The 21,754-nt window shown below is 39.6% G+C and carries 24 protein-coding genes; 7 read left to right on the top strand and 17 right to left on the bottom strand.

Going from position 1 to position 21,754, the window contains the following annotated elements; all coding sequences use genetic code 11:
* Positions 1–64: 64 nt before the first annotated feature.
* From BUE31_RS04380 to BUE31_RS30620, 11 genes are all read right to left on the bottom strand, one after another.
* Positions 65–814 carry a 1-(5-phosphoribosyl)-5-[(5-phosphoribosylamino)methylideneamino]imidazole-4-carboxamide isomerase gene (locus BUE31_RS04380; protein ID WP_073400603.1) on the bottom strand — a complete coding sequence of 250 codons (750 nt, stop codon included), beginning with the start codon at positions 812–814 and terminating at the stop codon, positions 65–67.
* Between the two features lie 4 nt (positions 815–818).
* Positions 819–1,409, bottom strand: a complete 591-nt coding sequence (gene hisH / locus BUE31_RS04375; RefSeq protein WP_073400601.1) for an imidazole glycerol phosphate synthase subunit HisH — start codon at positions 1,407–1,409, stop codon at positions 819–821.
* An 88-nt stretch (positions 1,410–1,497) separates the two neighbouring features.
* A complete protein-coding gene (gene hisB, locus BUE31_RS04370; RefSeq protein WP_143167018.1) occupies positions 1,498–2,649 on the bottom strand; it encodes a bifunctional histidinol-phosphatase/imidazoleglycerol-phosphate dehydratase HisB in 1,152 nt (383 codons plus the stop codon).
* Entirely contained in the window at positions 2,646–3,692 is a 1,047-nt protein-coding gene (gene hisC, locus BUE31_RS04365) for a histidinol-phosphate transaminase (RefSeq protein ID WP_073400599.1), read from the bottom strand. Before hisC ends, hisB begins: the two co-directional genes overlap by 4 nt.
* A 115-nt stretch (positions 3,693–3,807) precedes the next feature.
* On the bottom strand, positions 3,808–5,091 hold the full coding sequence (gene hisD, locus BUE31_RS04360) for a histidinol dehydrogenase (RefSeq protein ID WP_073400597.1): 1,284 nt from the start codon (positions 5,089–5,091) through the stop codon (positions 3,808–3,810).
* 80 nt (positions 5,092–5,171) lie between these two features.
* Entirely contained in the window at positions 5,172–6,023 is an 852-nt protein-coding gene (gene hisG, locus BUE31_RS04355) for an ATP phosphoribosyltransferase (protein ID WP_073400596.1), read from the bottom strand.
* Between the two features lie 263 nt (positions 6,024–6,286).
* Positions 6,287–7,531 carry a DUF2264 domain-containing protein gene (locus BUE31_RS04350; protein WP_073400594.1) on the bottom strand — a complete coding sequence of 415 codons (1,245 nt, stop codon included), beginning with the start codon at positions 7,529–7,531 and terminating at the stop codon, positions 6,287–6,289.
* A gap of 150 nt (positions 7,532–7,681) precedes the next feature.
* Positions 7,682–9,184 (bottom strand): hypothetical protein, encoded by a 1,503-nt coding sequence (locus BUE31_RS04345; RefSeq protein ID WP_073400593.1) that lies wholly within the window; start codon positions 9,182–9,184, stop codon positions 7,682–7,684.
* A gap of 120 nt (positions 9,185–9,304) precedes the next feature.
* Positions 9,305–9,796, bottom strand: coding sequence for a D-glycero-alpha-D-manno-heptose-1,7-bisphosphate 7-phosphatase (locus BUE31_RS04340; RefSeq protein WP_073400591.1), 492 nt, complete (start codon positions 9,794–9,796; stop codon positions 9,305–9,307).
* 137 nt (positions 9,797–9,933) lie between these two features.
* A complete protein-coding gene (locus tag BUE31_RS04335; RefSeq protein WP_073400590.1) occupies positions 9,934–10,497 on the bottom strand; it encodes a DUF6252 family protein in 564 nt (187 codons plus the stop codon).
* 155 nt (positions 10,498–10,652) lie between these two features.
* Positions 10,653–10,850 (bottom strand): hypothetical protein, encoded by a 198-nt coding sequence (locus BUE31_RS30620; protein ID WP_143167017.1) that lies wholly within the window; start codon positions 10,848–10,850, stop codon positions 10,653–10,655.
* 279 nt (positions 10,851–11,129) lie between these two features.
* Here BUE31_RS30620 and BUE31_RS04330 point away from each other — a divergent pair, with 279 nt between their 5' ends.
* On the top strand, positions 11,130–11,339 hold the full coding sequence (locus BUE31_RS04330; protein ID WP_073400588.1) for a hypothetical protein: 210 nt from the start codon (positions 11,130–11,132) through the stop codon (positions 11,337–11,339).
* Between the two features lie 108 nt (positions 11,340–11,447).
* Here the strand turns inward: BUE31_RS04330 and BUE31_RS04325 are convergent, their stop codons facing one another.
* The 3 genes from BUE31_RS04325 to BUE31_RS04315 all read right to left on the bottom strand — a co-directional run bounded on the left by BUE31_RS04325 (position 11,448) and on the right by BUE31_RS04315 (position 13,461).
* Positions 11,448–12,236 carry a DUF817 domain-containing protein gene (locus BUE31_RS04325; RefSeq protein WP_073400586.1) on the bottom strand — a complete coding sequence of 263 codons (789 nt, stop codon included), beginning with the start codon at positions 12,234–12,236 and terminating at the stop codon, positions 11,448–11,450.
* A 75-nt stretch (positions 12,237–12,311) separates the two neighbouring features.
* A complete protein-coding gene (locus tag BUE31_RS04320; protein WP_073400584.1) occupies positions 12,312–13,076 on the bottom strand; it encodes an oxygenase MpaB family protein in 765 nt (254 codons plus the stop codon).
* 4 nt (positions 13,077–13,080) lie between these two features.
* Positions 13,081–13,461, bottom strand: a complete 381-nt coding sequence (locus BUE31_RS04315) for a ribosomal maturation YjgA family protein (protein WP_073400582.1) — start codon at positions 13,459–13,461, stop codon at positions 13,081–13,083.
* Between the two features lie 239 nt (positions 13,462–13,700).
* On the opposite strand from BUE31_RS04315, the gene BUE31_RS04310 reads away from it, so the two are divergent.
* Both BUE31_RS04310 and BUE31_RS04305 read left to right on the top strand, forming a co-directional pair.
* Positions 13,701–13,898 carry a hypothetical protein gene (locus BUE31_RS04310; RefSeq protein ID WP_073401659.1) on the top strand — a complete coding sequence of 66 codons (198 nt, stop codon included), beginning with the start codon at positions 13,701–13,703 and terminating at the stop codon, positions 13,896–13,898.
* 113 nt (positions 13,899–14,011) lie between these two features.
* Complete coding sequence (locus BUE31_RS04305) at positions 14,012–14,416, top strand: CoA-binding protein (protein WP_073400580.1); 405 nt, start codon at positions 14,012–14,014, stop codon at positions 14,414–14,416.
* A 121-nt stretch (positions 14,417–14,537) separates the two neighbouring features.
* Here BUE31_RS04305 and BUE31_RS04300 read toward each other — a convergent pair whose 3' ends face one another.
* A complete protein-coding gene (locus BUE31_RS04300) occupies positions 14,538–16,067 on the bottom strand; it encodes a M56 family metallopeptidase (protein WP_073400578.1) in 1,530 nt (509 codons plus the stop codon).
* Positions 16,064–16,435, bottom strand: a complete 372-nt coding sequence (locus tag BUE31_RS04295; RefSeq protein WP_073400576.1) for a BlaI/MecI/CopY family transcriptional regulator — start codon at positions 16,433–16,435, stop codon at positions 16,064–16,066. Before BUE31_RS04295 ends, BUE31_RS04300 begins: the two co-directional genes overlap by 4 nt.
* A gap of 188 nt (positions 16,436–16,623) precedes the next feature.
* Here BUE31_RS04295 and BUE31_RS04290 point away from each other — a divergent pair, with 188 nt between their 5' ends.
* The 4 genes from BUE31_RS04290 (at position 16,624) to BUE31_RS04275 (ending at position 20,892) form a co-directional block, all read left to right on the top strand.
* Positions 16,624–17,010 carry a hypothetical protein gene (locus BUE31_RS04290; RefSeq protein ID WP_073400574.1) on the top strand — a complete coding sequence of 129 codons (387 nt, stop codon included), beginning with the start codon at positions 16,624–16,626 and terminating at the stop codon, positions 17,008–17,010.
* Between the two features lie 34 nt (positions 17,011–17,044).
* Positions 17,045–17,308 (top strand): 4a-hydroxytetrahydrobiopterin dehydratase, encoded by a 264-nt coding sequence (locus BUE31_RS04285; RefSeq protein WP_234997745.1) that lies wholly within the window; start codon positions 17,045–17,047, stop codon positions 17,306–17,308.
* A gap of 189 nt (positions 17,309–17,497) precedes the next feature.
* Entirely contained in the window at positions 17,498–20,107 is a 2,610-nt protein-coding gene (gene mutS / locus BUE31_RS04280) for a DNA mismatch repair protein MutS (RefSeq protein WP_073400572.1), read from the top strand.
* Positions 20,108–20,325: 218 nt separating this feature from the next.
* On the top strand, positions 20,326–20,892 hold the full coding sequence (locus BUE31_RS04275) for a C40 family peptidase (RefSeq protein WP_073400570.1): 567 nt from the start codon (positions 20,326–20,328) through the stop codon (positions 20,890–20,892).
* 13 nt (positions 20,893–20,905) lie between these two features.
* Here BUE31_RS04275 and BUE31_RS04270 read toward each other — a convergent pair whose 3' ends face one another.
* Positions 20,906–21,655 carry a TMEM175 family protein gene (locus tag BUE31_RS04270; RefSeq protein ID WP_073400568.1) on the bottom strand — a complete coding sequence of 250 codons (750 nt, stop codon included), beginning with the start codon at positions 21,653–21,655 and terminating at the stop codon, positions 20,906–20,908.
* Between the last annotated feature and the right edge of the window lie 99 nt (positions 21,656–21,754).

Below are 21,754 nucleotides of genomic sequence, written 5' to 3'. Positions count from 1 at the left end.
GTTTTCGAGCGATTAAATATTTTTTTATTGGACTATTGTTCCCCCTTTAGGGGGTTAGGGGGCCCTATATCGATATCAACGATGAAAGATTCCATTCTTTCACATCCTCAACAGTAATGTGGCCCTCATAAATGGCTTTTCCAACCACGCACGATTCAACTTTAATATTGCTAAGCTGTTCAATATCTTTCATGGAGCTTACGCCACCAGATGCGATCAATTTAATAAAAGGGGAGTGGTCAAGCAGTTTTTCATAAAGCTTAATACCTGCGCCGCCCAGTTTGCCGTCTTTATCAATATCGGTACACAAAAACCGAAAAAAGCCAAGCTGAAGGCATTTATCAACATAATCCATCAGTTTAATAGGCGAGCTTTCCATCCACCCGGAATATTTAATTACCTCATCCAATACATCAATGGCAATAACCACCTGGTCTGAGCATTTGTCTTTCCCGCAGATCTCATTGCTTAGCTCTGTTAAGAATAATGGATTGGTAAGCGCCTGTGTGCCCACAATAACGCGGTGAACGCCTGAATCTATCAACTCTTTAACCTTATCAATACTGCGGATCCCGCCGCCATACTGAACTTTCATGTCTGTTTTACGAATCACATTAAAAAGATATTCCTGGTTAGAGAAATCGTTTTTTGCACCGTTAAGGTCAATAATGTGAATGAAGTTAGTACCGTTTGATTGATATTTTTCTATCATTTCCTCTAAGGAAACATCATATTCTGTTACTTGTTGGTAGTCGCCTTCACGTAAACGCACCACCTTTTTGTTCAAAATATCAATTGCAGGAATAATGTACATGGTTTTAAATTTTTGAGAAGTTTTTTAGTAAGGTTTCACCATATGCGCCGGATTTTTCGGGATGGAATTGTACTCCATAGAAATTATCCCGCATAATTGATGCCGAAAACTTGTTGCCGTAAGTCGTTGATGATAAAGTATAGTCAATATTATACTCAATAAAGTATGAATGTACAAAGTAAAAATGTGAACCGTTAGGAATATTTTCAAAAAGTGCATTTTCCTTCTCCGGGGAAACCTGGTTCCACCCGGTATGGGGTACTTTATGATCTGGATTGGCTGCAAACTTAAGAGTATTGATAGGGAACAAACCGAGGAGTTTTGAATCGCCTTCTTCTGAATAGGAGGTAAGTAACTGCATTCCTACACAAATGCCCAATACTGGCTTGGTAAGCGATTTTATTTTAGGAACGAGGCCTGTTTGCTCCAATTTATTCATAGCTGCTCCGGCATGCCCTACACCCGGAATAATATAACGGTCAAACTGTTCAAAATCTTGTTCCTTATTGATCATTCCATAAGGAATCCCCAACCGCTCTAAAGCTGCTGTTAATGAGAATATGTTCCCGGCACCGTAAGTTATTATTCCAATCATGTATTATATTTTAGAGAGTTAAGAAATCAAGAGTCAGGAATCAAGATTTTCTTTTCCTTCCTGACTCTTGCATCTTGACTTCTTGTTTCTATAATAGTCCTTTAGTCGACGGTAAAACCATATTATTCACATCTCTTTTTACCGCCATTTTTATTGCTTTTGCGAACGCTTTAAATATAGCCTCAATTTTATGGTGTTCGTTGTCACCTTCGGCTTTTATGTTCAGGTTGGCTTTAGCAGCATCACTGAACGATTTAAAAAAGTGGAAGAACATTTCTGTAGGCATTTCGCCGATCTTCTCTCTTTTAAATTCAGCATCCCATACAATCCAGTTTCTGCCGCCAAAATCAATGGCTACCTGTGCCAGGCAGTCGTCCATTGGCAGGCAAAAGCCATAACGCTCAATGCCTTTTTTATTTCCTAAGGCTAAAGCAAAAACTTCGCCAAGGGCAATGCCGGTATCCTCAATAGTATGGTGCTCATCAATGTGCAGATCGCCATTGGCAACAACCTCTAAATCAATACTTCCGTGACGTGCAATCTGATCAAGCATATGATCAAAAAAATGAACACCGGTTGATACTTTAGCCTCGCCGGTACCATCAAGATTTATTTTTATATAGATATCAGTTTCTTTAGTGCTGCGGCGGTGTTCAATAACACGCTCACCCAGCTTTAAAAATTCGTAGATCTTTTGCCAGTCGGTAGTTTCAAGGGTAACCGTGCTTTTTACAGCGTCTTCTTCAGCCTTTCCGCTAAATTCATGGCTTCCTAAATTTGAATTGTCATTTAACCAGATAGCTTTTGAGCCCAAATTATGACCAAGTAATACATCATTCTTACGGTCGCCAATGGTAAATGAACTTTTCAGATCATATTTTTCGGCATTAAGATACTGAATAAGCATCCCGATTCCCGGTTTACGGGTAGGGGCGTTCTCTGCCGGAAAGGTACGGTCAACACAAATGTTTGAAAATATAACCCCTTCATTCTCCAGGGTTTTTAAAATAAAGTTTTGCACCGGATGAAAGGTGTCTTCCGGGTAAGAAGCTGTTCCTAAACCATCCTGGTTGGTAACCATTACTAATTCATAATCCAGCTCTTTTGCAATTTTTGGCAGGTATTGCAAAGCGCCGGGATAAAATTCCAGCTTGGCAAATGAGTCTATTTGCTCATCCGATGTTTCTTTTATAATGGTACCATCGCGGTCAATAAATAGTATTTTTTGCAGCTTGCTCATTTAAAGTTTTGTAAATTTTGGAGTAAAATATTATTTTCGTCAGGAGTGCCAACTGTAATACGCAGGCAACCTTCGCACAATTCAACCTTTGAACGATTGCGTACGATGATCCCTTGTTTAACTAAAAAGTTATAGATTCCATTGGCATCAGTGGTTTTAACCAGGATAAAGTTAGCATCAGAAGGATAGATATCTACCACAAAATCAAAGTTCTTTAAACTTAAAACCAGTTGATCCCTTTGCTGTAATGTTTCTTTTATCCAAAGGTTTACCAGGTCTACATTTGCCAGTGCTTGCAAGGCTAGTTGTTGTGATGCTTCGTTAACGTTATAAGGCGGTTTAACTTTGTTCATTACCTCAATAATTTCTTCACTTGCAAATGCCATCCCTACACGTAAACCGGCAAGGCCCCATGCTTTTGAAAGCGTTTGTAAAACTACAAGGTTGGCATATTCAGTTAACTCCTGGATAAAGGTTTTTTGGCGGCTGAAGTTTATATACGCCTCATCAACTACCACAATACCGTTAAAATTCGCCAGTAATGTTTCCACATCCGCACGGTCTATTGAATTACCGGTAGGGTTATTGGGCGAGCAGATAAAAATCAGCTTGGTATTATTGTCAATAGCCTCGGCTATGCCGTCAAGATTTAGCTGAAACTCATCCGTAAGCGGAATATTCTTTACCTCAATATCATTTATATTGGCCGACACCTGGTACATGCCGTAAGTAGGAGGCACCAGGATCACATTATCCACACCCGGGTTACAAAAGCTCCGGAACAGGATATCAATTGCCTCATCGCTGCCATTGCCCAAAAATATGTTACGGGGAGGTACGCCTTTAATTTCGCTCAAACGCTTTTTAACTTCAAACTGTAAAGGATCGGGATAACGGTTATATGTCTGCTCTAATGGTGAGCCATATGCATTTTCATTTGCATCCAAAAAAACACTTGCTTCCCCCTGGTATTCATCCCGTGCGGATGAGTAGGGGGTTAGGTTCTTTATGTTTTCTCTTAATAAGTTATTTATACTGAACATTTTCTTTAAATCTTTTTGTTTGTCATTGCGAGGTACGAAGCAATCGCGAACTATGTGTGGCGGTGATGCATAGTTCGCGATTGCCACGCTGTCGCTCGCAATGACAATCTTATTATTACTTCATTCTCACCGTTACTGCATTCTTATGCGCATGCAAACTCTCCAATTCTGCCAATATCTCAACAGATGGCCCAATATTCTGAATGCCCTCGGGTGTTATATGCTGAAAGGTGATCTTCTTCACAAACGAATCAACAGATACCCCTGAATAGGCTCTTGCATAAGAGCTTGTTGGAAGTGTATGATTTGTTCCTGAAGCATAGTCACCAACACTTTCTGGCGTTAAATTTCCAAGGAAAACCGAGCCGGCATTGATGATGCCCGCAGTTATTGATTGCCAGTTTTCGGTGGCTAATATCAGGTGCTCGGGTGCATATTGATTGCTAAAACTCATTGCTTCAGTAAGATCATTTGTTACCACAACATATGAGTTTTCCAGTGCTACTTTAGCAATTTCGGCACGGGGCAACACCGGCAGTTGCTTATCAAGTTCTGCTGAAACCTCATTGGCTATTTTACTTGATGTACAAACCAATATCGACTGACTATCCATTCCGTGTTCTGCCTGCGCCAAAAGATCGGCCGCCACATAAACCGGGTTGGCTGTTTCATCAGCAATAACCAATACTTCTGATGGGCCAGCAGGCATATCAATAGCGGTGGTAGTGGTTGACTGGATGATAGTTTTAGCCTTGGTAACAAACTGGTTTCCCGGCCCGAAGATCTTGTCAACCTTTGTAATGGTTTCAGTTCCGTAAGCCATTGCGGCAATTGCCTGTGAGCCACCTGCCAAAAATATTTTATCAATACCCAGCAGCAATGCCACATAAGCTATAAACGCATTTACCTTCCCGTTTTTTTGCGGAGGTGAACAAACCACAATTTCATGGCATCCGGCTATTTGTGCCGGGATCCCAAGCATTAAAAAGGTGCTTGGCAAAACAGCCGATCCTCCCGGAATATACAGGCCAACCTTTTCAATCGGCCTTAATTCGCGCCAGCAGGTTACGCCCGGCATGGTTTCAACCTTATCTTCCGTTTTAAGCTGTGTTTTGTGAAATTTGTAGATATTGTTGTAGGCAACTTCAAGCGCGGCTTTCTGCTCAGCTGTAACTGTAGCTGCAATTTCTATTAGCTCATCTTTGTCCAGATACAGCTTATCCAGTTCAACTTTATCAAACTTCAAAGCATAATCAAGCAGCGCGCTATCGCCATTTTGCTGAACATGAGCAATAACATCTTCAACTATTGCCCTAATCTCATTAGCTGGGTCAACATTGCGTTGAACCAGCTTTTGGATGTCGGATTTGTTTAAATCTGAATAATTATATTGTTTCATTTTAGCTCACAGTTTGGAGCGGACCGTTTGCAGTCTTTGCCGCCGACTAATACTGTCAACTGCATACTGCTAACTGCCAACTATAAAATAATCTTCTCAATCGGCATTACCACAATCCCCTGTGCGCCGGCTTGTTTTAGCTGGCTTATCCTGTCCCAAAAATCACGTTCGGGGATAACGGTGTGCACAGCAACCCAGTTTTCTTCGGCTAATGGCACTACTGACGGGCTTTTAACGCCCGGTAATAAAGCAATAACATTAGGCAAATTGTCTTTTAGAACGTTCAAAACTACGTATTTGGTCTCTTTAGCTCTTAATACCGATTGAATGCGTTGAATTAACTCCTGTACAAGGTCTTCATCTTCACTTCCTTTTCGCCCGATCAACATTGCTTCTGATGACATTACATCGGCAAATGGTTTTAATCCATTGCTTTTAAGCGTTCCTCCTGTTGATACAAGATCGCAAATGGCATCGCTTAACCCAAGGCCCGGTGAAATTTCTACAGAGCCTGAAATGGTGCGGATCTCAGAAGTTATTCCGTTTTCCTTTAAAAATTTGCCAAGTATTACAGGGTAAGTAGTAGCAATGGATTTGCCATTCAAGTCAGCAAGACTTTGAATGTCGTTAGTGTTTGGCACAGCTATTTTAAGCGAGCATTTGCCAAAGCCAAGGCGTTGCAGATAGCTAACTTTAACCTCGGTTTCCTGGATCACGTTTTCGCCAACAATACCCAGATCGGCGATGCCGTCCTGAACATATTCGGGGATATCGTCATCACGAAGAAAAAGAATTTCAAGCGGGAAGTTAGAAACTTGAGAGATAAGCGAGCTCTTGTAATTTTCAAAATTAAGGCCGCAGTTTTTCAATAATTCAACGGATTTTTCGTTGAGCCGACCCGATTTCTGGATCGCTATTTTAAGTGTTTTCACTGAATGATTTTAAGGAACTATAATAAAAATATAAACGGAGGGTTGTTATTTCACGTAGAAACATACATTTATCTAATCACCACATGGTGGTGATGGTGCAGATGCAAATGATATAATGTATAACCGTTCATTTTTTTGTATAGTAAGACTATAGATGAGCGCTGCAAATATAGGGAACGATTTGTTAAATCAAAATTAAATTTCGATTTGCTTATTGATTAGTTACCCCGGCAAAATTTAATTCCGGCCTAATGCATCCTAAATCATACACTGTGATCAGCAGGTAAATCAACCCCGTTCCAAACTTTTTTAGCTGTCCAGTCTTCATCAGGTGCACTCCAAAAAGGATCGGATTCGGGCAGGCCCAAAGGTAATAATATAGCAGAGCATAAGTATAAACTGCCTGTTGAAATATAAACCTCAGCTAATGATGGCTGGTGTCCATACAAGCCAATTCGCAGCCAGCCGTTATTATCAAACACATCTTTGGCGTCAGTTACCTTTTTAATAACTGCAGTTAAGGCGCACCTTACCTGTGCCGGGTTAAGGTGTTCAGGCAATTGATGATGATAGGCCATATTTGCCAAATGATGGAAAGCACCTGTACGATAAGTTATTGACCGGCCAATTGGCGGATAACTGCCATCGGCTGCTATTAAACGTTCCTGGATAATTGTATACCGTAAATTATGTTTTAAAACCCGCTGCCTAATGGTTTCAAACGCCGCATTTTTAACAGATACTATCTTCAAAACATCATACAGGTAGGGGTGGATCACAAAGCTGTTGTAATAGTCCCAATGAAATTCTGCACCATCGCCATACATACCATCACCTTTATACCATTCCTGGTGTTTACTTATGGCGTAATCTATTTTTGTTATCTCAAAAGGCTCATTTATGCTGATAAAAAACGCCTCGATCATGGCTGCAAATAATAGCCAGTTATTTTCACCCGGTTTTATTTTACGGGTTTTTAACAGGCAAGTAATTACATTTTTTTGTATTTTCTTATCAAGGCCTGCCCATAACTTAGGGCAACGGATAAGTGCATAAGCAAAAAATGAAGCATCAACCAATGGTTGGCCGCCTTCATCGCCCCAATTCATATAATCTTTTGCAACGGGGTTTGTGGTATTTTCAATCCCCTTTAAGGCAAGTTTGAAATATTTAGTTTGTAATTGTTTTTCCGATGCATTTAGCTGCTCCAATTGTAGAAAGGGTGCGATTCCGGCTAGTAAACGCCCAAAAGCTTCAAGATGCGTATATTTTGCTCTCTCGCTAACCAACGAGGGTTCTTTTGCCTCAACCGGCATTTTTTCTTTAAGCTGATCAGAAGCCAGCGCCGTTAATACTGGATCAGCTAATTTTTCAAGATAGCTTAACCATAATTTCCGGGTATTTCCTTTAGAAAGATTTATTTCAGAGGCTTCCGCGACAAACGAAGAAGTTACCAACGGGGCGATGCCTAATAGGCCTGCATTTTGTATGAATCTTCTTCGTTTCATCATATTGGATTTTACGCCGTAGAGAGACGCGATGCTTCGCGTCTCCCGTGGTGCAAGTCTTTAATTTGTAGCGGTTTGCCAGTCCTTCGGGAGACGCAATGTATTGCGTCTCCCGAAGGACTGGCGTTGAATTATAATTTGCTAACCCGGCTATTTCTCCTCGCACAAAAATATCCGACCTTCTTTAGCACCACCAATCTGAACCAGTTTTTTATTCTTCATAATATCCGGCAGGTTTATCAACTCGGTATTATACAGGTTATCAAACCAGATTAGATAAAAACGTTTTTGCGCATAAAATTTTTGAACAGCAGCTTTGGGCTCCTTATGCGGAATTACGGTAGATGACATCCGGGTAAACAAGTAAACGGCCTCATCAGCGTCTGTGTATATCGGGATGCCGGGCTTAAATAGGTTTTTATGATGTCTTAAGTACACTATAAATTCCGATTTATTCCAGTCGTCATCACTATAGCCGGGTACGCCGTAATCGCGCTCATCATCATATCGCTGGTAATCAGTTAAAACCGTTGAATATTCAAAGGCCAGCATTAAAATAATGGCAACCGCTGCCAACGCATATTTAGCTTTTGACCTTATCAGTATTAAAACGTCAGGAACCCAACTGGTACACGATATAAGCAGTGGAATAAACATTGGCGAGAGCAGGCGGCTATTGATGCGCTCATAGCGGGAAATACTTGCCGAGATCACTATAAAAAGCCCGTATACAACGGCAAATGCAATTACAATGTTTTCATAACTGTTTATGCGGCCTTTAAAAGCCTTCCAAAGCAAAGTACCAACTAAAGCCAGCAAAACTACCGAAGTAATAACAGGTGCAAAGGGATATGCTGTTTTGCTTAAACTGCCCCAGTCGCAAATTACGGTACCAAAATAGTACAGGTTATCAATGAAAGGAGTGATTGAAGGATACCTCGTACCGGTACTTAAGCCCGAATTTATCCTGTTCAGTACCAAATTGCCAGCAAGCAGTGAAACGGAAACAAAACCAAATATTAAAATATGGCTAATCTTCTTTTTAATGGTCAGTTTATTATCCAGCAATAACATCAACCCGCCCGCACCTACAACTGTTACGCCGGCATAACGGGTAATGCAGCTAATAGCGGTAATAACCGCAACCCATATTAAAGCTTTGGTGCTATGTGTTTGCAGGTATTTCCAATAAGCAATAATGAAGAGCAGGATCTCAAAAATAAATAAGGTTTCAGACCACAGGAAAGTATAGATCTCCAGCAATCCCGGACTTAAAATGATAGCTATAAGTATCAGCCATTTATAAATTCGGGAATGTGAAATGAATTTTTCCATTATCCAGCCGCTGGTGAATATTACAGCGGCAAATAAGGAAGCATTGATCATTGCTCCGCCTTCGATAGGGTCAACCCGTGAAATAAACTGGATAACAGCCAGGAAAAAAGGGTAAAACACCGGAAAGAATACAAGCGGCCCTTTGTTAAATGTCAACAATGAACCATGTGCCTGTATATTGGTTGCCGTACTTGCGTACATTATTGAGTCGGGCGAAATGCCCACCCCGCTATAAGCAGTAAACAGATAAATAACATAAAAACCAATAATGGCAGCTATTAATGAATCAAGATTATTTAAATAGCGTTTTAGGGACATGTTTTGCTTATATAGTTGTAGGGTTGGAAAGTTTTAAAGTTGCAATGTTGTTTTGATTATTTAAAATTTATCTGGGTTTTTAAAAACTAATCTCTAATCTCCAGCCTCTGATCTCTAACCTTAATCAATCAAATCCAGTATTTCGCTGATAGGCTGGTCGCTGTTAATTAAAATGCCTTTTACTCCAGCTGCTGTGCCAGCAATTACATCACGTTCCCTGTCGCCAATAAAGTATGATTTTGCCGGGTCCAGGTTGTATTTCTCAATCCCCTGTAATAATAAGCCTGGTTTAGGCTTGCGGCAATCACAATCCCCGGTAAAATCAGGATGATGCGGACAATAAAAAAAGTCGGTTAGTTCAACACCATGCACATGGTAGGTTTCCTTTAAGCTGTTATGCATTTTAGCCAGTTCATCTTCTGTGTACCAGCCTTTAGCAAGGCCGCCCTGGTTGGTAGCCACCAATAATAAATACCCCTTATTCTGGAGGGTTTTTAAGGCATCAAAATTATTAAGGATATGGAAATCTTCAAACCGGCGTACATAGTCGCCCATTTCCTGGTTCAGCACACCATCACGATCTAAAAAAACAGCTTTATTTTTTTGCGGCATTCAGTTAAATTTTTGCAAAGGTAATGATTCTTAAAATAAGTGTTTTTGACGGTGCTAAAAAGCCGTGAAAAAGAAAAGCATGACAGCCAACGCTCTCATGCTTGTAATGTTTTAAAGTGAAACTTGAACAGACAGCGTTATTTAACAGAAAAAGTATAAGGCATGCTGTTAAATCCACCACCACTTACAGCTGCCACGGTTACAGAAATTATATTCCCGTTATTGTCATAGTTATTTACAAGCGTTGTAAAGTTAAATGTTCCGGTTATCTGGTTCTTTACAGAATCAATCGCCGAAACAACCACAGTACCAGAGCCGGATGCGACTACACCATTTGGAGTATATACCACATTACCCTGCGAGTTTCTTTGAGGTGTTAAAAATGCAAGCTGCAGATTTGGTGTAGCATCAACTGTATAGGTGCCTAAAGGGAAACCGCTTGAGTTAATGGATGTACTTTTAGTAAGAGAGATAGTTATCCGCTTGTTAAAAGCAGTTCCTTCGCATGTAAAGGTTTTGGTATTGGCTGCTGAGTTAAATGTTAACGTTGAGGTAACAGTATCGGTATACCAGGTACTGTCTTTTATATTAGCTATCATTAAAGATGTTGAGGTGGAAATAGCACTAACTGTATCTTTTTTACAGTTTTCCAGAAATAAAATGCCCGATAACAAAATAGCAATAAGTGAAATTTTCTTCATATATGATTATTTAGCAAAGGAACGACTTTTAGCTAAATTTAATATAAAGTATTTCGTTTTTTACATTTTTTAACAATTGGCTGTTCGCCGGCCATGTTTATTAACATTATTGAGCTACGTTTTTCCCTTGCAAACAAGTGTGTTTTTACCACCTTTTATCTAAAATAAGATAGCGGGATCTCTTTCCACATACCATGAGAAAGATTACCGGTCAGCAACTCGTAAATAAGGTACAACGGCCAGAATATGTAGCTGATTAGTAGTAGTATAAGGTTGTGGTTATAGTACCAGTTTACCATTAATGCATATATGCCTAACAATAAATACAGGATGCTTGAATCTCTGTTTTTCATAATGTTGATTGTGTTTTACTTAAAAGTCTGTTCAATATTAAGAAAATCAGCTCAACATTGAACACCCGTTAAGCAAATTTAATTGTTTAAACAAAACAAGGATTAATAATGGGTTTACATATTGTTAATAACTATTAATGAACTCAACCTAAGTTAAATTTGTTTGTTAAGCATAATTATATAACTTGGCATCGTGATATGTATAGATATCGCTTATAAAACCTATTTAAAAACAAAATGCCCTAACAAGGGTTTAATCAAAAAAAAACAAAACTTATCATGGCAACAACAAATGGCATTACTGCGTATTCAGTAAAAACAAAAACTAAAAATGTACCAATGATCGATCCTGTTATTGACATTAAATCAGGAAGATACATTGCAACAGGAAAAGACAGTGCCGGTAACAAAATGGCCGCAATTATGGGTAAATCAACAGCTGAAGAACACATAAAAAACGGTAACGCTAAAAAAGGCTCTGGCTGGTAGTCTGCTAATTCATTGCCTCTATAAAGGTTAATGATACAATCGTACCTGGCTTAAGCTTGTCCAATGTTTTATACATGGCTGCTTATGCCAGGTATTATTTTTTAACACTTATTCAAAGGCCCGGGAGTGCTCTTTTTCTGGCTTATCTATCTTGCTTTTTAGGGCTTTTAGTTCGGTTATGATAATAAAGCTAACAATAACCAAAAATGCCCACGAACTTATTTTTTGATAATCTACCATGGCCCAGGTTTTATGCTGATAGGCATATTTCCATGCACCAAGCCTTGTGGCAACGTTTTCGGCGAGCCATATAAAAAAGCCGATCAATAGAAATGAAAGGATCACAGGCATTTTATACGCTTTGTTTTCGATATAAAACTTCACCATAGCTTTTCTGAAAAAGAAAATAATAAACAGGCCTATCCAGTAGCGCATATCCGCAATAAAATGATTGCTGAAGAAATTAAGATAAATTAAAGCACCAATTATTCTCGCTACCCAATGTTTTGGCCAATTGTACAGTTTTAAGTTAAATCTTCGCCATGCCTGGCACATATAGCTTGCAACACTTGCATACATAAAACCGCTGTATAAGGGCACTCCAAAGAATTTGGTGAGTGCATATTCAGGATAAGTCCATGAACCAATATGTACTTTAAATAGTTCCATCATAAGCCCCAATAAGTGAAATACGCAAATCACGATCACTTCATCCCCGGTTTCAATTTTTAAAACGAACAAAACAACCTGGATAATTATACATCCTATTAACATGAAATCGTACCTGCAAATAAAGCCCGTAAAAAAGTGCGAAATGCCCAACTGGGTAAAAACCAATACAGGGAACAGGCACGATAACGCCTGTTGTTTGATAAAAAGGAAGAAGGGGCGAGTCAAACTGAGTTGATTAAGTTAATTAGGTTAGAATAAGTTGATTAAGTTTTTGAAGACCGGTAATCTTGAAATCAGCATTTAAGTTTTAGCCTCCAAACCTTTTATTTGTTCTTTATAAGCATCAGGCAATAAGGCATTTTTAAAAAAAGCTTCTGTTTTAAGCAGGCGCAGCATCTTATACAATTGCAGCATTGGCCTTATCCAGGCAGTATTTCCAAGCGGGAGTAACTTTTTTACAGAACGGGGTACCAGTATCAGCTGTACCTGTTTTAAAATAGCATATCGCACTGTCCCTAAATGCATCTTGTATTGCCTGTACAGATCATCGGTGAATTCACTGCTTGTTAGGTTCTGCTGCAAATGCTCTTCACGCATTACGCAATAGTCTTCATAGTTTAAGGGTAACCCCGCCAGCTGCATCCGTGCGCCAACCCGGCTAAAAACATCATACACTTCTGCCTTTTCCTTCATAGTTAGCTTACGTTCCAGTAATTCAAATGAACGGATGGAATAATCTATCAATAAAAACAGTACGTCGCGATAAGCCCAGTCTGGTATTTGTGTGCCACGACTATTTTCAACATTTTTATGTACGGCTGTGATCTGGTCAATTGCATACAGTGCTGTTTCCTTTTCCGAAAAGATGATTTTGTGCGAATAAGCAACAGTCGAAAATAATCTTCCAAGCGGATCCGCAGGGAGCCGCCCGGTATAATATAACCAGTCAACAGCCTTATTAAGCGCAAACTCGGCTGCCGCGCCGGCAAATATGAATAATACAGTATCGGCCTTACCCCATATCGTTCTTACTATTGAATCTTTACTAACAAACAAATTTTCCATCAATTTAAAAGTTTTTCATGCTGTGCCTCACATTTTCAATAATAATAACCAGTAATATGCCAAGTGTATAAGCCAGCAGATCAGTAAAAGAAAAGGATGTACCCAGCAATATTTTAGTAGTTTTGGAATTTTGTAAACCCAGCAAGCTCACCAAATGAAAGTACTGGGAAATTTCTACTATGTATACAAATAACAAAACACCGCAAGCTGTTTTAAAAACGGGGGTATTTATAAAGCTTTTTATTAAGCAATATAACAGAATAACCACCAGGAAATCACCGCCGTAAGGGCGGATGATAGCATCATGAACATCAGCGCCTATGATAAATTCTATAATGAACAGGAGCAGGGCGAGTAAGAAATAACGCTTATGAAATCCTATCATGATTTAATATAAAAAAGTACTTTGAATTGCAAAGTAAATCAATATTGTTTATATTTACAATAGAGAAGGGAACACTTAATTATATATAAACGTGGGCCAAAATCCACTTTTTTTAAAAAAATGAAGTCTTTTTTGCTACCTTTGCATTAATCCCAGCCCGTTTTGATATACACTTTCGGCTATTAACCATTACTATGTGGTTAAGCATCGGGCAATTTTCTATTCTAATTTTTAATATTATGGCGAAATCACAGGCGACCTTCATGAAGAAGCAACTCGAAAAAAACAGGCAGAAGAAAAAAGAAGATAAAGAGCAACGCAAGCTTGACCGTCAGCAAAACCCTACCAGCGGAAACCTTGATGATATGATGGCCTATGTTAATGAATTTGGCGAAATAGTTTCAACCCCACCTGATAATTATAAAAAACCTGAATAACAGAACTCCCTAAGTAATTATGGGCAGTACCATTGAATTGGGGCACACTGACAGCTGATCCCGAAACAAGAGAAAAGCTGAAAATAGCATGATTTAAAAGCAATTTTAAACAAATGACCGAAAGCTATATCCAGATCCTTAAAAATGCACGTACCATACTTTTGGTTGACTGGCCTGGGGTAGATGTTCCGTTATCATTACTAAAAGCAGGCTTTATGGTGATCGGCTATGCTCCTGATAACTATTCAATAGCCACAATCGAAATCAATAGCGATGGTAAGGAGAAACTTATTTTTAAAGCGCTTAATAAACCACCGGCCAGCGTTGATATTGTAAATATTTTCAGACCGGAAGAAGAGCACGAAGAAATTATATCCAGGCACGTTTTACCATTAAAAGCAAAGGTAATTTGGTTACAGCCACCGGTAAAATCAGCTCATACAGTTATTTTGGCCAGGGAAAATGGTTTGATATTTATTGAAGGTGAAGATCTTGCTGCGCTGGCAAAAATGCTTTGATTAACAAGCCTGCGATAAATAATGGCTAAACAAAAAGGATGCAACTTTTAGCTGCACCCTTAGTTACAATCCTATTAAAAAAGCCTGCGAGTTAAACTTAGTTCAATTAACGCAGCTATTACTAAATTTTATCAGCAGGCGCTTTTCTCATGTTGTAATACATGCCGCTGTGGTACCTGTTTTCCTGTGCTTCTTTTAAGTATTTTTTGTAATTGGCAACTGTCATTAAATCAATTTGATACCTGTAATTTTTATAATTGATCGCATTTTTTGTAAGCCTGCTTACCATGGCCAGGCCAAAATCAGCAGGCTTGTAATTGTCAAGTTCATCATTTTTTACTTTTTTACCGTCTATCCATACACCACATGTTTTAGGATTTTTCCATATATCAATTTGAGCTTGAGTGGGGTGTTTTGGTGATAAAGGCGGGCCGTTGTAAGTAAAACCTATAGACTGGTCACATTGCTGCTTATAGCTCATTTTTTTAAAGATCGCCTCCATTTTGTCCCTGTCTGCCTGGCTTATTTTTTCAGGATGCCGCATTAATCTTTCGGAGCTTTCCTCATACTTACCTGCAATATCATTATACTCTTTTAATAAGGCATCGGGTACTCCCTCTTTTGTATGAGGATAATCTTTTGAAAGAAATATAGGCGGCAACAGCGTTTTTGAAGTTTTAGTAGCAGCTTGTTCAGTTTTTTGAGGTGTGCTTTTTGCTGCAGGTTTATTTGCAACAGGATCCTGCTGCGCTTCTGTTTTTGTACAAAACAAGATAAAAGCAATCGCGATTACTGGGATAATGGCAAGTCGTGCAAACATAGCTGTTGCTGCGGAGGTGGTTTTGGTCATCATAATTAGTCGTTTTTTGGTTACTGAATAGTTGAATTGGCTGGTAATATTTAAACTTTTAACACAGGCCAGCTTACTGAGCAGTAGGTGCTGATAATTAGCTATGTTATGATTATTGCTAAGCACCGCTTCATCCGCAATAAACTCGTGGTTTAGCTGAATAGCTTTGCGGTACAACATTATAAAAGGATTGAACCAACAAAAAGCCTGTATAAGTTCAATAAATATGACATCGACCGAATGGCGTTGGCTAGCGTGGGTTAGCTCGTGCAGTAATACATCAGCCTCAATTTGCTGATTGGTATAATCATGCTTGTTTAGGAAAATGAAGTTTAAAAAGGTATGGGGCGTTAATCTTTCATCAACCAAAATAAGTCTGGCATTTTTGTAAACAACGCTTTCTCTATCCAATATAGATAAGCGAATTGTGTTTAAATTTCGCACAAAACGAAACAGGAGTAAAAGCGTAACTATACCATAAACAGCTATTAAAGCATAAAGTGTGTAATTAATATCCTGGTGATCAGCAATTGCATGAATAGTTGGAGTTGCGTGTACCGGGATCGCTTTTGAGACAATATTGTCCGGCGATAATTGTAACTGTTCCTGAATTGGTTGAATAGACGGGAGCGGAACTATCGTTTGCTTAACCACAATAAAGGGTAAAGTTAAAGAAAACAGGATGCTTAGTAAAAGGTAAACTCTGTTAAAAGTGTACATGGTTTTATTTACAAGCAACAGGTGATAAGCCAGCAACAGCAAGGCACTACAGAGGGTGAAATTTACCAGGTAAGTTATCATGGCTTTTTCTTGTTAAGTTGTTTATCTATAATTTTTTTCAGGTCTTCAAGCTCTGTATCGGTAAGGTTGGTTTCAGTAGTGAAGAACGATGCAAATTGCATAGCCGAGCTGCCAAAAAAGTTTTTGATCAAACCGTTAACATGTTTTGAAAAATATGCTGATTTTTTAACCAACGGATAGTATTGCCTGGAGTTACCCATTAAGTTGTAGGCCACAAAGCCTTTGTTCTGCATCCGCTTAAGCAGCGTGGCAATGGTAGTTGTAGCCGGTTTTGGATCAGGAAAGCTGTCTATAATGTCTTTCATAAACACCTGGTCTTTATCCCAAATTAGTTCCATTAGTTGTTCTTCGGCGCCTGTAAGTTTCATATTGCTCTATGAGTTGAGAGTTAACTCTACAATTGTAGAGTTAATATTTTGAATTTGCAAGAGCATAGGAAAAATATTTTCACTTAGCTTAAGATGGATAGCTAATTGATGGTGTATTCAGAAAAAAATATATAACTGTTTACAAGTTCCCTTATTTGTTGTTAATTTTAAAACCAAACAACAAATACATGAAACGCATAGGATTAATAATAGGCTTAATAGTTCTTTTGGTATTGGCAGGGATCTTTTACTATCGTTATTATTTTGTTTTTGGCGATGGAACAAAGGCCGGCACCATGAACTATTTTGTACACAAAGGCTATGTGTTTAAAACCTATGAAGGCAGGCTGATCCAATCAGGCATTCGTACGCCAACGCAGGGAACCATCCAATCTAACGAATTTATGTTTTCTGTAACCAACCAGCGTGTTGCCGATCAGCTAAATAAAAGCGCAGGGGCATATCTTGAACTGCATTATAAAGAATATCTGCATACACTACCATGGCGGGGTGTCAGTGTGTTTGTTGTTGATAGTGTGATGTCCGTTCGCCCGGTGACACCTGTGCAGCCATAAATAAGGGGTAGTTTTATTCAAACTTTAGCTGTTGATGGTGGTTTATCATAAAACCAATTTGAATACCATGTGGAACGAAACCAATAACAAGCTTTATAAAGCCTTTACGTTTAAAGATTTTTCTGCTGCCTTTTCATTTATGACCAGGGTGGCTTTGCTTGCTGAGAAAAACAACCATCACCCAAGCTGGACAAACACCTATAACAAGGTTGAGATCTGGCTGTCGACCCATGATGCCGGTGATACAGTTACAGATAAAGACAGGTTATTGGCTGATGAAATTGATGCGGTTGTCTAGAATTAAGATTTATAATGTTAGAAGATTATGGAAACTCGTTACCATAGCTATTTAAAAGAGAGGCATCGATCCTAAATCCTTTTAATCCAAAAATCCCGGTTATTCCACATCCGCCTAAATTTTCCACAATTCCGCTAAACACGGGGCAATGCATTAACTTTACCGACCGATTAAAAAGGAGCAAACCATTTGGCAAAAGATACCACGAAGGAAACGCCGTTAATGCAACAGTACAATCAGATAAAGGCCAAGTATCCCGGCGCTTTATTGCTGTTTCGTGTAGGCGATTTTTATGAAACATTTGGTGAGGATGCTATAAAGGCTGCCGGAATTTTAGGCATAGTGCTTACCCGCAGGGCCAATGGCGCTGCCACTTATATCGAGTTGGCGGGCTTTCCGCACCATTCGCTGGATACTTATTTGCCAAAATTAGTGCGTGCAGGTCAGCGGGTTGCCATTTGCGATCAGCTGGAAGATCCAAAGACCACTAAAACTATTGTCAAGCGTGGTGTAACGGAGCTTGTTACGCCCGGTGTTGCTATTAATGATAACATCCTGCATCAAAAAAGCAATAATTACCTGGCTTCGCTCTATTTTGAGAAAAATAGCATCGGCATAGCCTTAATTGATATTTCAACAGGTGAATTTTTAACCGCGCAAGGCAGCCCTGAATATATTGATAAGCTGTTGCAAAGCTTTTCACCATCAGAGATCATTTATCCAAAAAGCCGCCAGCATGATTTTAAAGAGAATTATGGCGACCGCTTTTATACCTATACCCTTGATGAATGGCCTTATAGCGGCGATTATGCAAATGAGGTATTGCTGAAACACTTCGGCGTAAAATCATTAAAAGGTTTTGGGATCGATAAATTGAACCTGGGTATTGTAGCTGCTGGTGTAGCCTTGCACTATCTTAACGAAACAGAACACCGTAACCTGCAGCATATCTCGGCCATCGGCAGGATAGAGGAAGACCGTTACCTGTGGCTTGATCGTTATAGTGTACGCAATCTTGAGCTGGTTGGCTCGGCAAATGAAAATGCGTTGACGCTGGTTGACGTACTTGATCATACCTGCTCACCTATGGGAGCTCGCCTGCTGCGCCGCTGGATTGTGATGCCGTTAAAAGAGCTCAAACCAATTAACGACCGTTTAGGTGTGGTGGAATACCTGATCGAGCAGGAAGAACTGAGGGAAGACTTTAAACAAAATATCCGCCTGATTGGCGACCTGGAAAGATTAATATCAAAAATAGGTTTACAAAAGGCTAACCCACGCGAGGTGTGCCAGTTAAAAAAGGCCCTTATTGCAATTGGCACCATTAAAAAAATCGGTGAAACTTCTGTAAGTCTGCCATTACAGGCCATAGCGGCGCAGTTAAACCCCTGTACGCTTATTTCCGAAAAGATAGAGAAAGAACTAAGCGCAGAACCGCCTGTAATGCTGGTTAAAGGCAGCGTGATGAATGACGGCATTAATGAAGAGCTCGACCGCCTGCGTAAGATAGCCTTCGGCGGTAAGGGTTATTTATTGGAGATCCAAAAGCGGGAGGCGGAATTAACAGGCATTCCATCGCTTAAAGTGTCTTTTAACAATGTATTTGGCTATTACCTGGAGGTTACTCATAGTCACCGGGATAAAGTACCTGCTGAGTGGATCCGCAAACAAACCCTGGTAAATGCAGAGCGTTACATCACCCCCGAATTAAAAGAATACGAAGAACAGATCTTAGGTGCTGAAGAGAAGATCCTGGCACTTGAAACCCGGCTTTATAACGACCTGCTGTATTCGCTTGCTGAATATATTAAACCTATCCAGCTAAATGCGCAGCTGGTAGCGCGATTGGATGTGCTGCTAAACTTCGCCACCATATCCATCAAAAACTACTATGTTAAACCGGAGATTAACGACAGCCGGGTTATTGATATTAAAGGTGGCCGCCACCCGGTGATTGAGAAAAATCTGCCGCTTGGCGAGGAGTACATCACCAACGATGTTTTCCTTGATTCGGAAACACAACAGATCATCATTATTACCGGGCCAAACATGGCGGGTAAATCGGCCCTGTTAAGGCAAACCGGGTTGATTGTACTGATGGCACAGATGGGGTGCTTTGTACCGGCCAAGGCTGCGTCAATAGGTTTGGTCGACAAGATCTTTACCAGGGTTGGCGCGTCTGATAACCTTTCATCCGGCGAATCAACCTTTATGGTGGAGATGAACGAAACGGCAAGTATCCTTAATAACCTTTCAGACAGGAGTTTGATCCTGTTGGATGAGATTGGCCGCGGTACTTCAACTTATGACGGCATCTCCATCGCCTGGTCAATTGCCGAATTTTTACATAATCAACCGCTTGCAAGGGCTAAGACACTGTTTGCAACGCATTACCATGAACTGAATGAGCTAAGCAACTCTTTTAACCGCATTAAAAACTTTAATGTGTCGGTAAAAGAGGTTGGGCACCAGATCATATTTTTACGGAAGCTGGTTCCGGGTGGCAGCGAGCATAGCTTTGGAATCCATGTGGCTAAGCTTGCCGGGATGCCGCAAAAAGTATTAAGCCGAGCCAACGAGATCTTAAAAAAGCTGGAAAACGAACGGACAGGAGGGGAGCATATAAAAGAAAGCATTCGCAAAGTGCAAAAGCAGGCTGTACAAATGCAAATGTTCAGCATTGATGACCCTGTGCTGGTAAAGATCCGTGATACGCTTAACAACCTTGATGTAAATACCCTTACACCAGTTGAGGCGCTTATGAAACTTGACGAGATCCAACGGGTTATAAAAGGGTAGTTGGTTTCGGAATTCGGATGTCCGATTTCGGATTATGACCGGGATTAACAGATTTTAAGGATTAGGTGATGGATATCCTACAGTAATCGTTTAAATCTCTTAATCGCGGTACTTCTTTCGGACTTTACTGACTTTTCCGACTTCCGGACTCCCCATATGTTAATATGTTAAAAACATCTGCAAATAGGTAGATCGCTATTGCCCTTACCTTTACAGGTATGAACAAAATACACTACCTGTATTGTTTATTGGCGTTTACAATTATACTTTCCTCGTGTCATAGCCGGAAGGCTGTAATGAAGGGACAGCCGGGCGAAGTTGTAAAGCCGCAGGCTGATATCGCAGATAAATATTCAGCTATTTTAGGTATTAGCAAGGGCGATATACAGAATGGCCGCCTTTACGCTTTTATTGATCAATGGATGGGCACCCCCTATAAGTTTGGCGGCGAAGATAAGGATGGCGTGGACTGCTCAGGCCTATCGCAGTTATTGGAACAACAGGTTTATGGGATAAATATCCCAAGATCAACCAGTCAACAAATAAACATTATCAAGCGTAAATACGAAGAAGATCTTGTTGAAGGCGATCTGTTGTTTTTTGATTACGATGGTAAGAAATTCAGCCATGTGGCAGTATATCTGCAAAACGGCTACTATGTACATGCCAGCTCATCAAAAGGGGTAATAATAACCAAGCTTCATGATCCTTATACCTACAAATACTTTTCAAGGTGCGGATCAATTGAAGTTACTGACACCGCAAACACATCTCCCGGTAAGTAAACTCACTATTATACTAAACAAGCTTTTTATTTGAGGTTTTTCTAACCGCATGTTTAGCCGTTTTACGACGATTTAACAGGGATAAAACCGACCAACTATTTACGGCATTTGGGTAGTATTTTTTCTTTAATCTTTTTATTAAAAAAACATAAATTATAAAAGATATGGCTACTATATAATAGCTTAAGCCATAACTTGTTACCAAAAAAGCCAGAATTATAAATACAGGAACAATGAATAAATTAAGCCTTCTTATTTTCCATTCCAATGCGGTTTCTATTTCGCTGTTTTTTACGCATAAATCTTCTTTGTTTTTAACCAAGTAGCCTATTAAAATGGTCTGTGTAAAAAAGGTAAAGCAAATAATGCCTATGTAAGTATAAAGGCCCCAGGTAAAGTGCATTAGGTGCGAGCTGCTTAATGCAAACGACAGTGCAAAAGGAAAAAGTGATACACTAAACAAAAAGAGCAGGTTAATTGCAACCAATATCATGTTGTAATTTTTCAGAAAGCTGAATATGCGCAAATGTCCCATCCAAAAGCTCCCGATAACAAAAAAGCTAATGCTGTAAGCTACCAGTTTTGGCCATATTTGTTCAAATACGTTTTTTGATTCTGTTTCGCTGATCTGCCGAACCATTTCAGGCAGTTTTACATCCAATATCATAATGGTTATAATAATGGCGAACACAGCGTCGCTGAAAAATATGATCCGCTCTAATTGGAACTCCTTTTTTAATTCCTGTTCGTCATTTTTATCCATAGAGGCTAAATTAAAGTTTTAATCAATAAATTTGCATTATTATGCAGCAGACACCAAAGAGAGATTATTCATTCTGGACAAAATACAAACGTTACGCAA

Origin of the sequence: Mucilaginibacter sp. OK098 (assembly GCF_900142915.1) — a bacterium.
Taxonomy (GTDB): Bacteria; Bacteroidota; Bacteroidia; order Sphingobacteriales; family Sphingobacteriaceae; genus Mucilaginibacter.
Note: the sequence above shows the minus strand (reverse complement) of the source record. Positions and strands in the feature narration are given on the sequence as shown.

Excerpts from the sequence above, each read along its gene's own strand:
- hisB (WP_143167018.1), bottom strand. The coding sequence starts at position 2,649 with ATGAGCAAGCTGCAAAAAATACTATTTATTGACCGCGATGGTACCATT.
- BUE31_RS04320 (WP_073400584.1), bottom strand. The coding sequence starts at position 13,076 with ATGGAAAATTTGTTTGTTAGTAAAGATTCAATAGTAAGAACGATATGG.
- BUE31_RS04270 (WP_073400568.1), bottom strand. The coding sequence starts at position 21,655 with ATGGATAAAAATGACGAACAGGAATTAAAAAAGGAGTTCCAATTAGAG.
- BUE31_RS04335 (WP_073400590.1), bottom strand. The coding sequence starts at position 10,497 with ATGAAGAAAATTTCACTTATTGCTATTTTGTTATCGGGCATTTTATTT.
- BUE31_RS04295 (WP_073400576.1), bottom strand. The coding sequence starts at position 16,435 with ATGAAACTTACAGGCGCCGAAGAACAACTAATGGAACTAATTTGGGAT.
- BUE31_RS30620 (WP_143167017.1), bottom strand. The coding sequence starts at position 10,850 with ATGAAAAACAGAGATTCAAGCATCCTGTATTTATTGTTAGGCATATAT.
- BUE31_RS04275 (WP_073400570.1), top strand. The coding sequence starts at position 20,326 with ATGAACAAAATACACTACCTGTATTGTTTATTGGCGTTTACAATTATA.
- BUE31_RS04350 (WP_073400594.1), bottom strand. The coding sequence starts at position 7,531 with ATGAAACGAAGAAGATTCATACAAAATGCAGGCCTATTAGGCATCGCC.
- BUE31_RS04340 (WP_073400591.1), bottom strand. The coding sequence starts at position 9,796 with ATGCCGCAAAAAAATAAAGCTGTTTTTTTAGATCGTGATGGTGTGCTG.
- hisH (WP_073400601.1), bottom strand. The coding sequence starts at position 1,409 with ATGATTGGAATAATAACTTACGGTGCCGGGAACATATTCTCATTAACA.
- BUE31_RS04345 (WP_073400593.1), bottom strand. The coding sequence starts at position 9,184 with ATGTCCCTAAAACGCTATTTAAATAATCTTGATTCATTAATAGCTGCC.
- hisC (WP_073400599.1), bottom strand. The coding sequence starts at position 3,692 with ATGTTCAGTATAAATAACTTATTAAGAGAAAACATAAAGAACCTAACC.
- hisD (WP_073400597.1), bottom strand. The coding sequence starts at position 5,091 with ATGAAACAATATAATTATTCAGATTTAAACAAATCCGACATCCAAAAG.
- BUE31_RS04380 (WP_073400603.1), bottom strand. The coding sequence starts at position 814 with ATGTACATTATTCCTGCAATTGATATTTTGAACAAAAAGGTGGTGCGT.
- BUE31_RS04285 (WP_234997745.1), top strand. The coding sequence starts at position 17,045 with ATGGTGGTTTATCATAAAACCAATTTGAATACCATGTGGAACGAAACC.
- BUE31_RS04315 (WP_073400582.1), bottom strand. The coding sequence starts at position 13,461 with ATGATAGGATTTCATAAGCGTTATTTCTTACTCGCCCTGCTCCTGTTC.
- BUE31_RS04290 (WP_073400574.1), top strand. The coding sequence starts at position 16,624 with ATGAAACGCATAGGATTAATAATAGGCTTAATAGTTCTTTTGGTATTG.
- BUE31_RS04330 (WP_073400588.1), top strand. The coding sequence starts at position 11,130 with ATGGCAACAACAAATGGCATTACTGCGTATTCAGTAAAAACAAAAACT.
- BUE31_RS04310 (WP_073401659.1), top strand. The coding sequence starts at position 13,701 with ATGGCGAAATCACAGGCGACCTTCATGAAGAAGCAACTCGAAAAAAAC.
- BUE31_RS04305 (WP_073400580.1), top strand. The coding sequence starts at position 14,012 with ATGACCGAAAGCTATATCCAGATCCTTAAAAATGCACGTACCATACTT.
- BUE31_RS04300 (WP_073400578.1), bottom strand. The coding sequence starts at position 16,067 with ATGATAACTTACCTGGTAAATTTCACCCTCTGTAGTGCCTTGCTGTTG.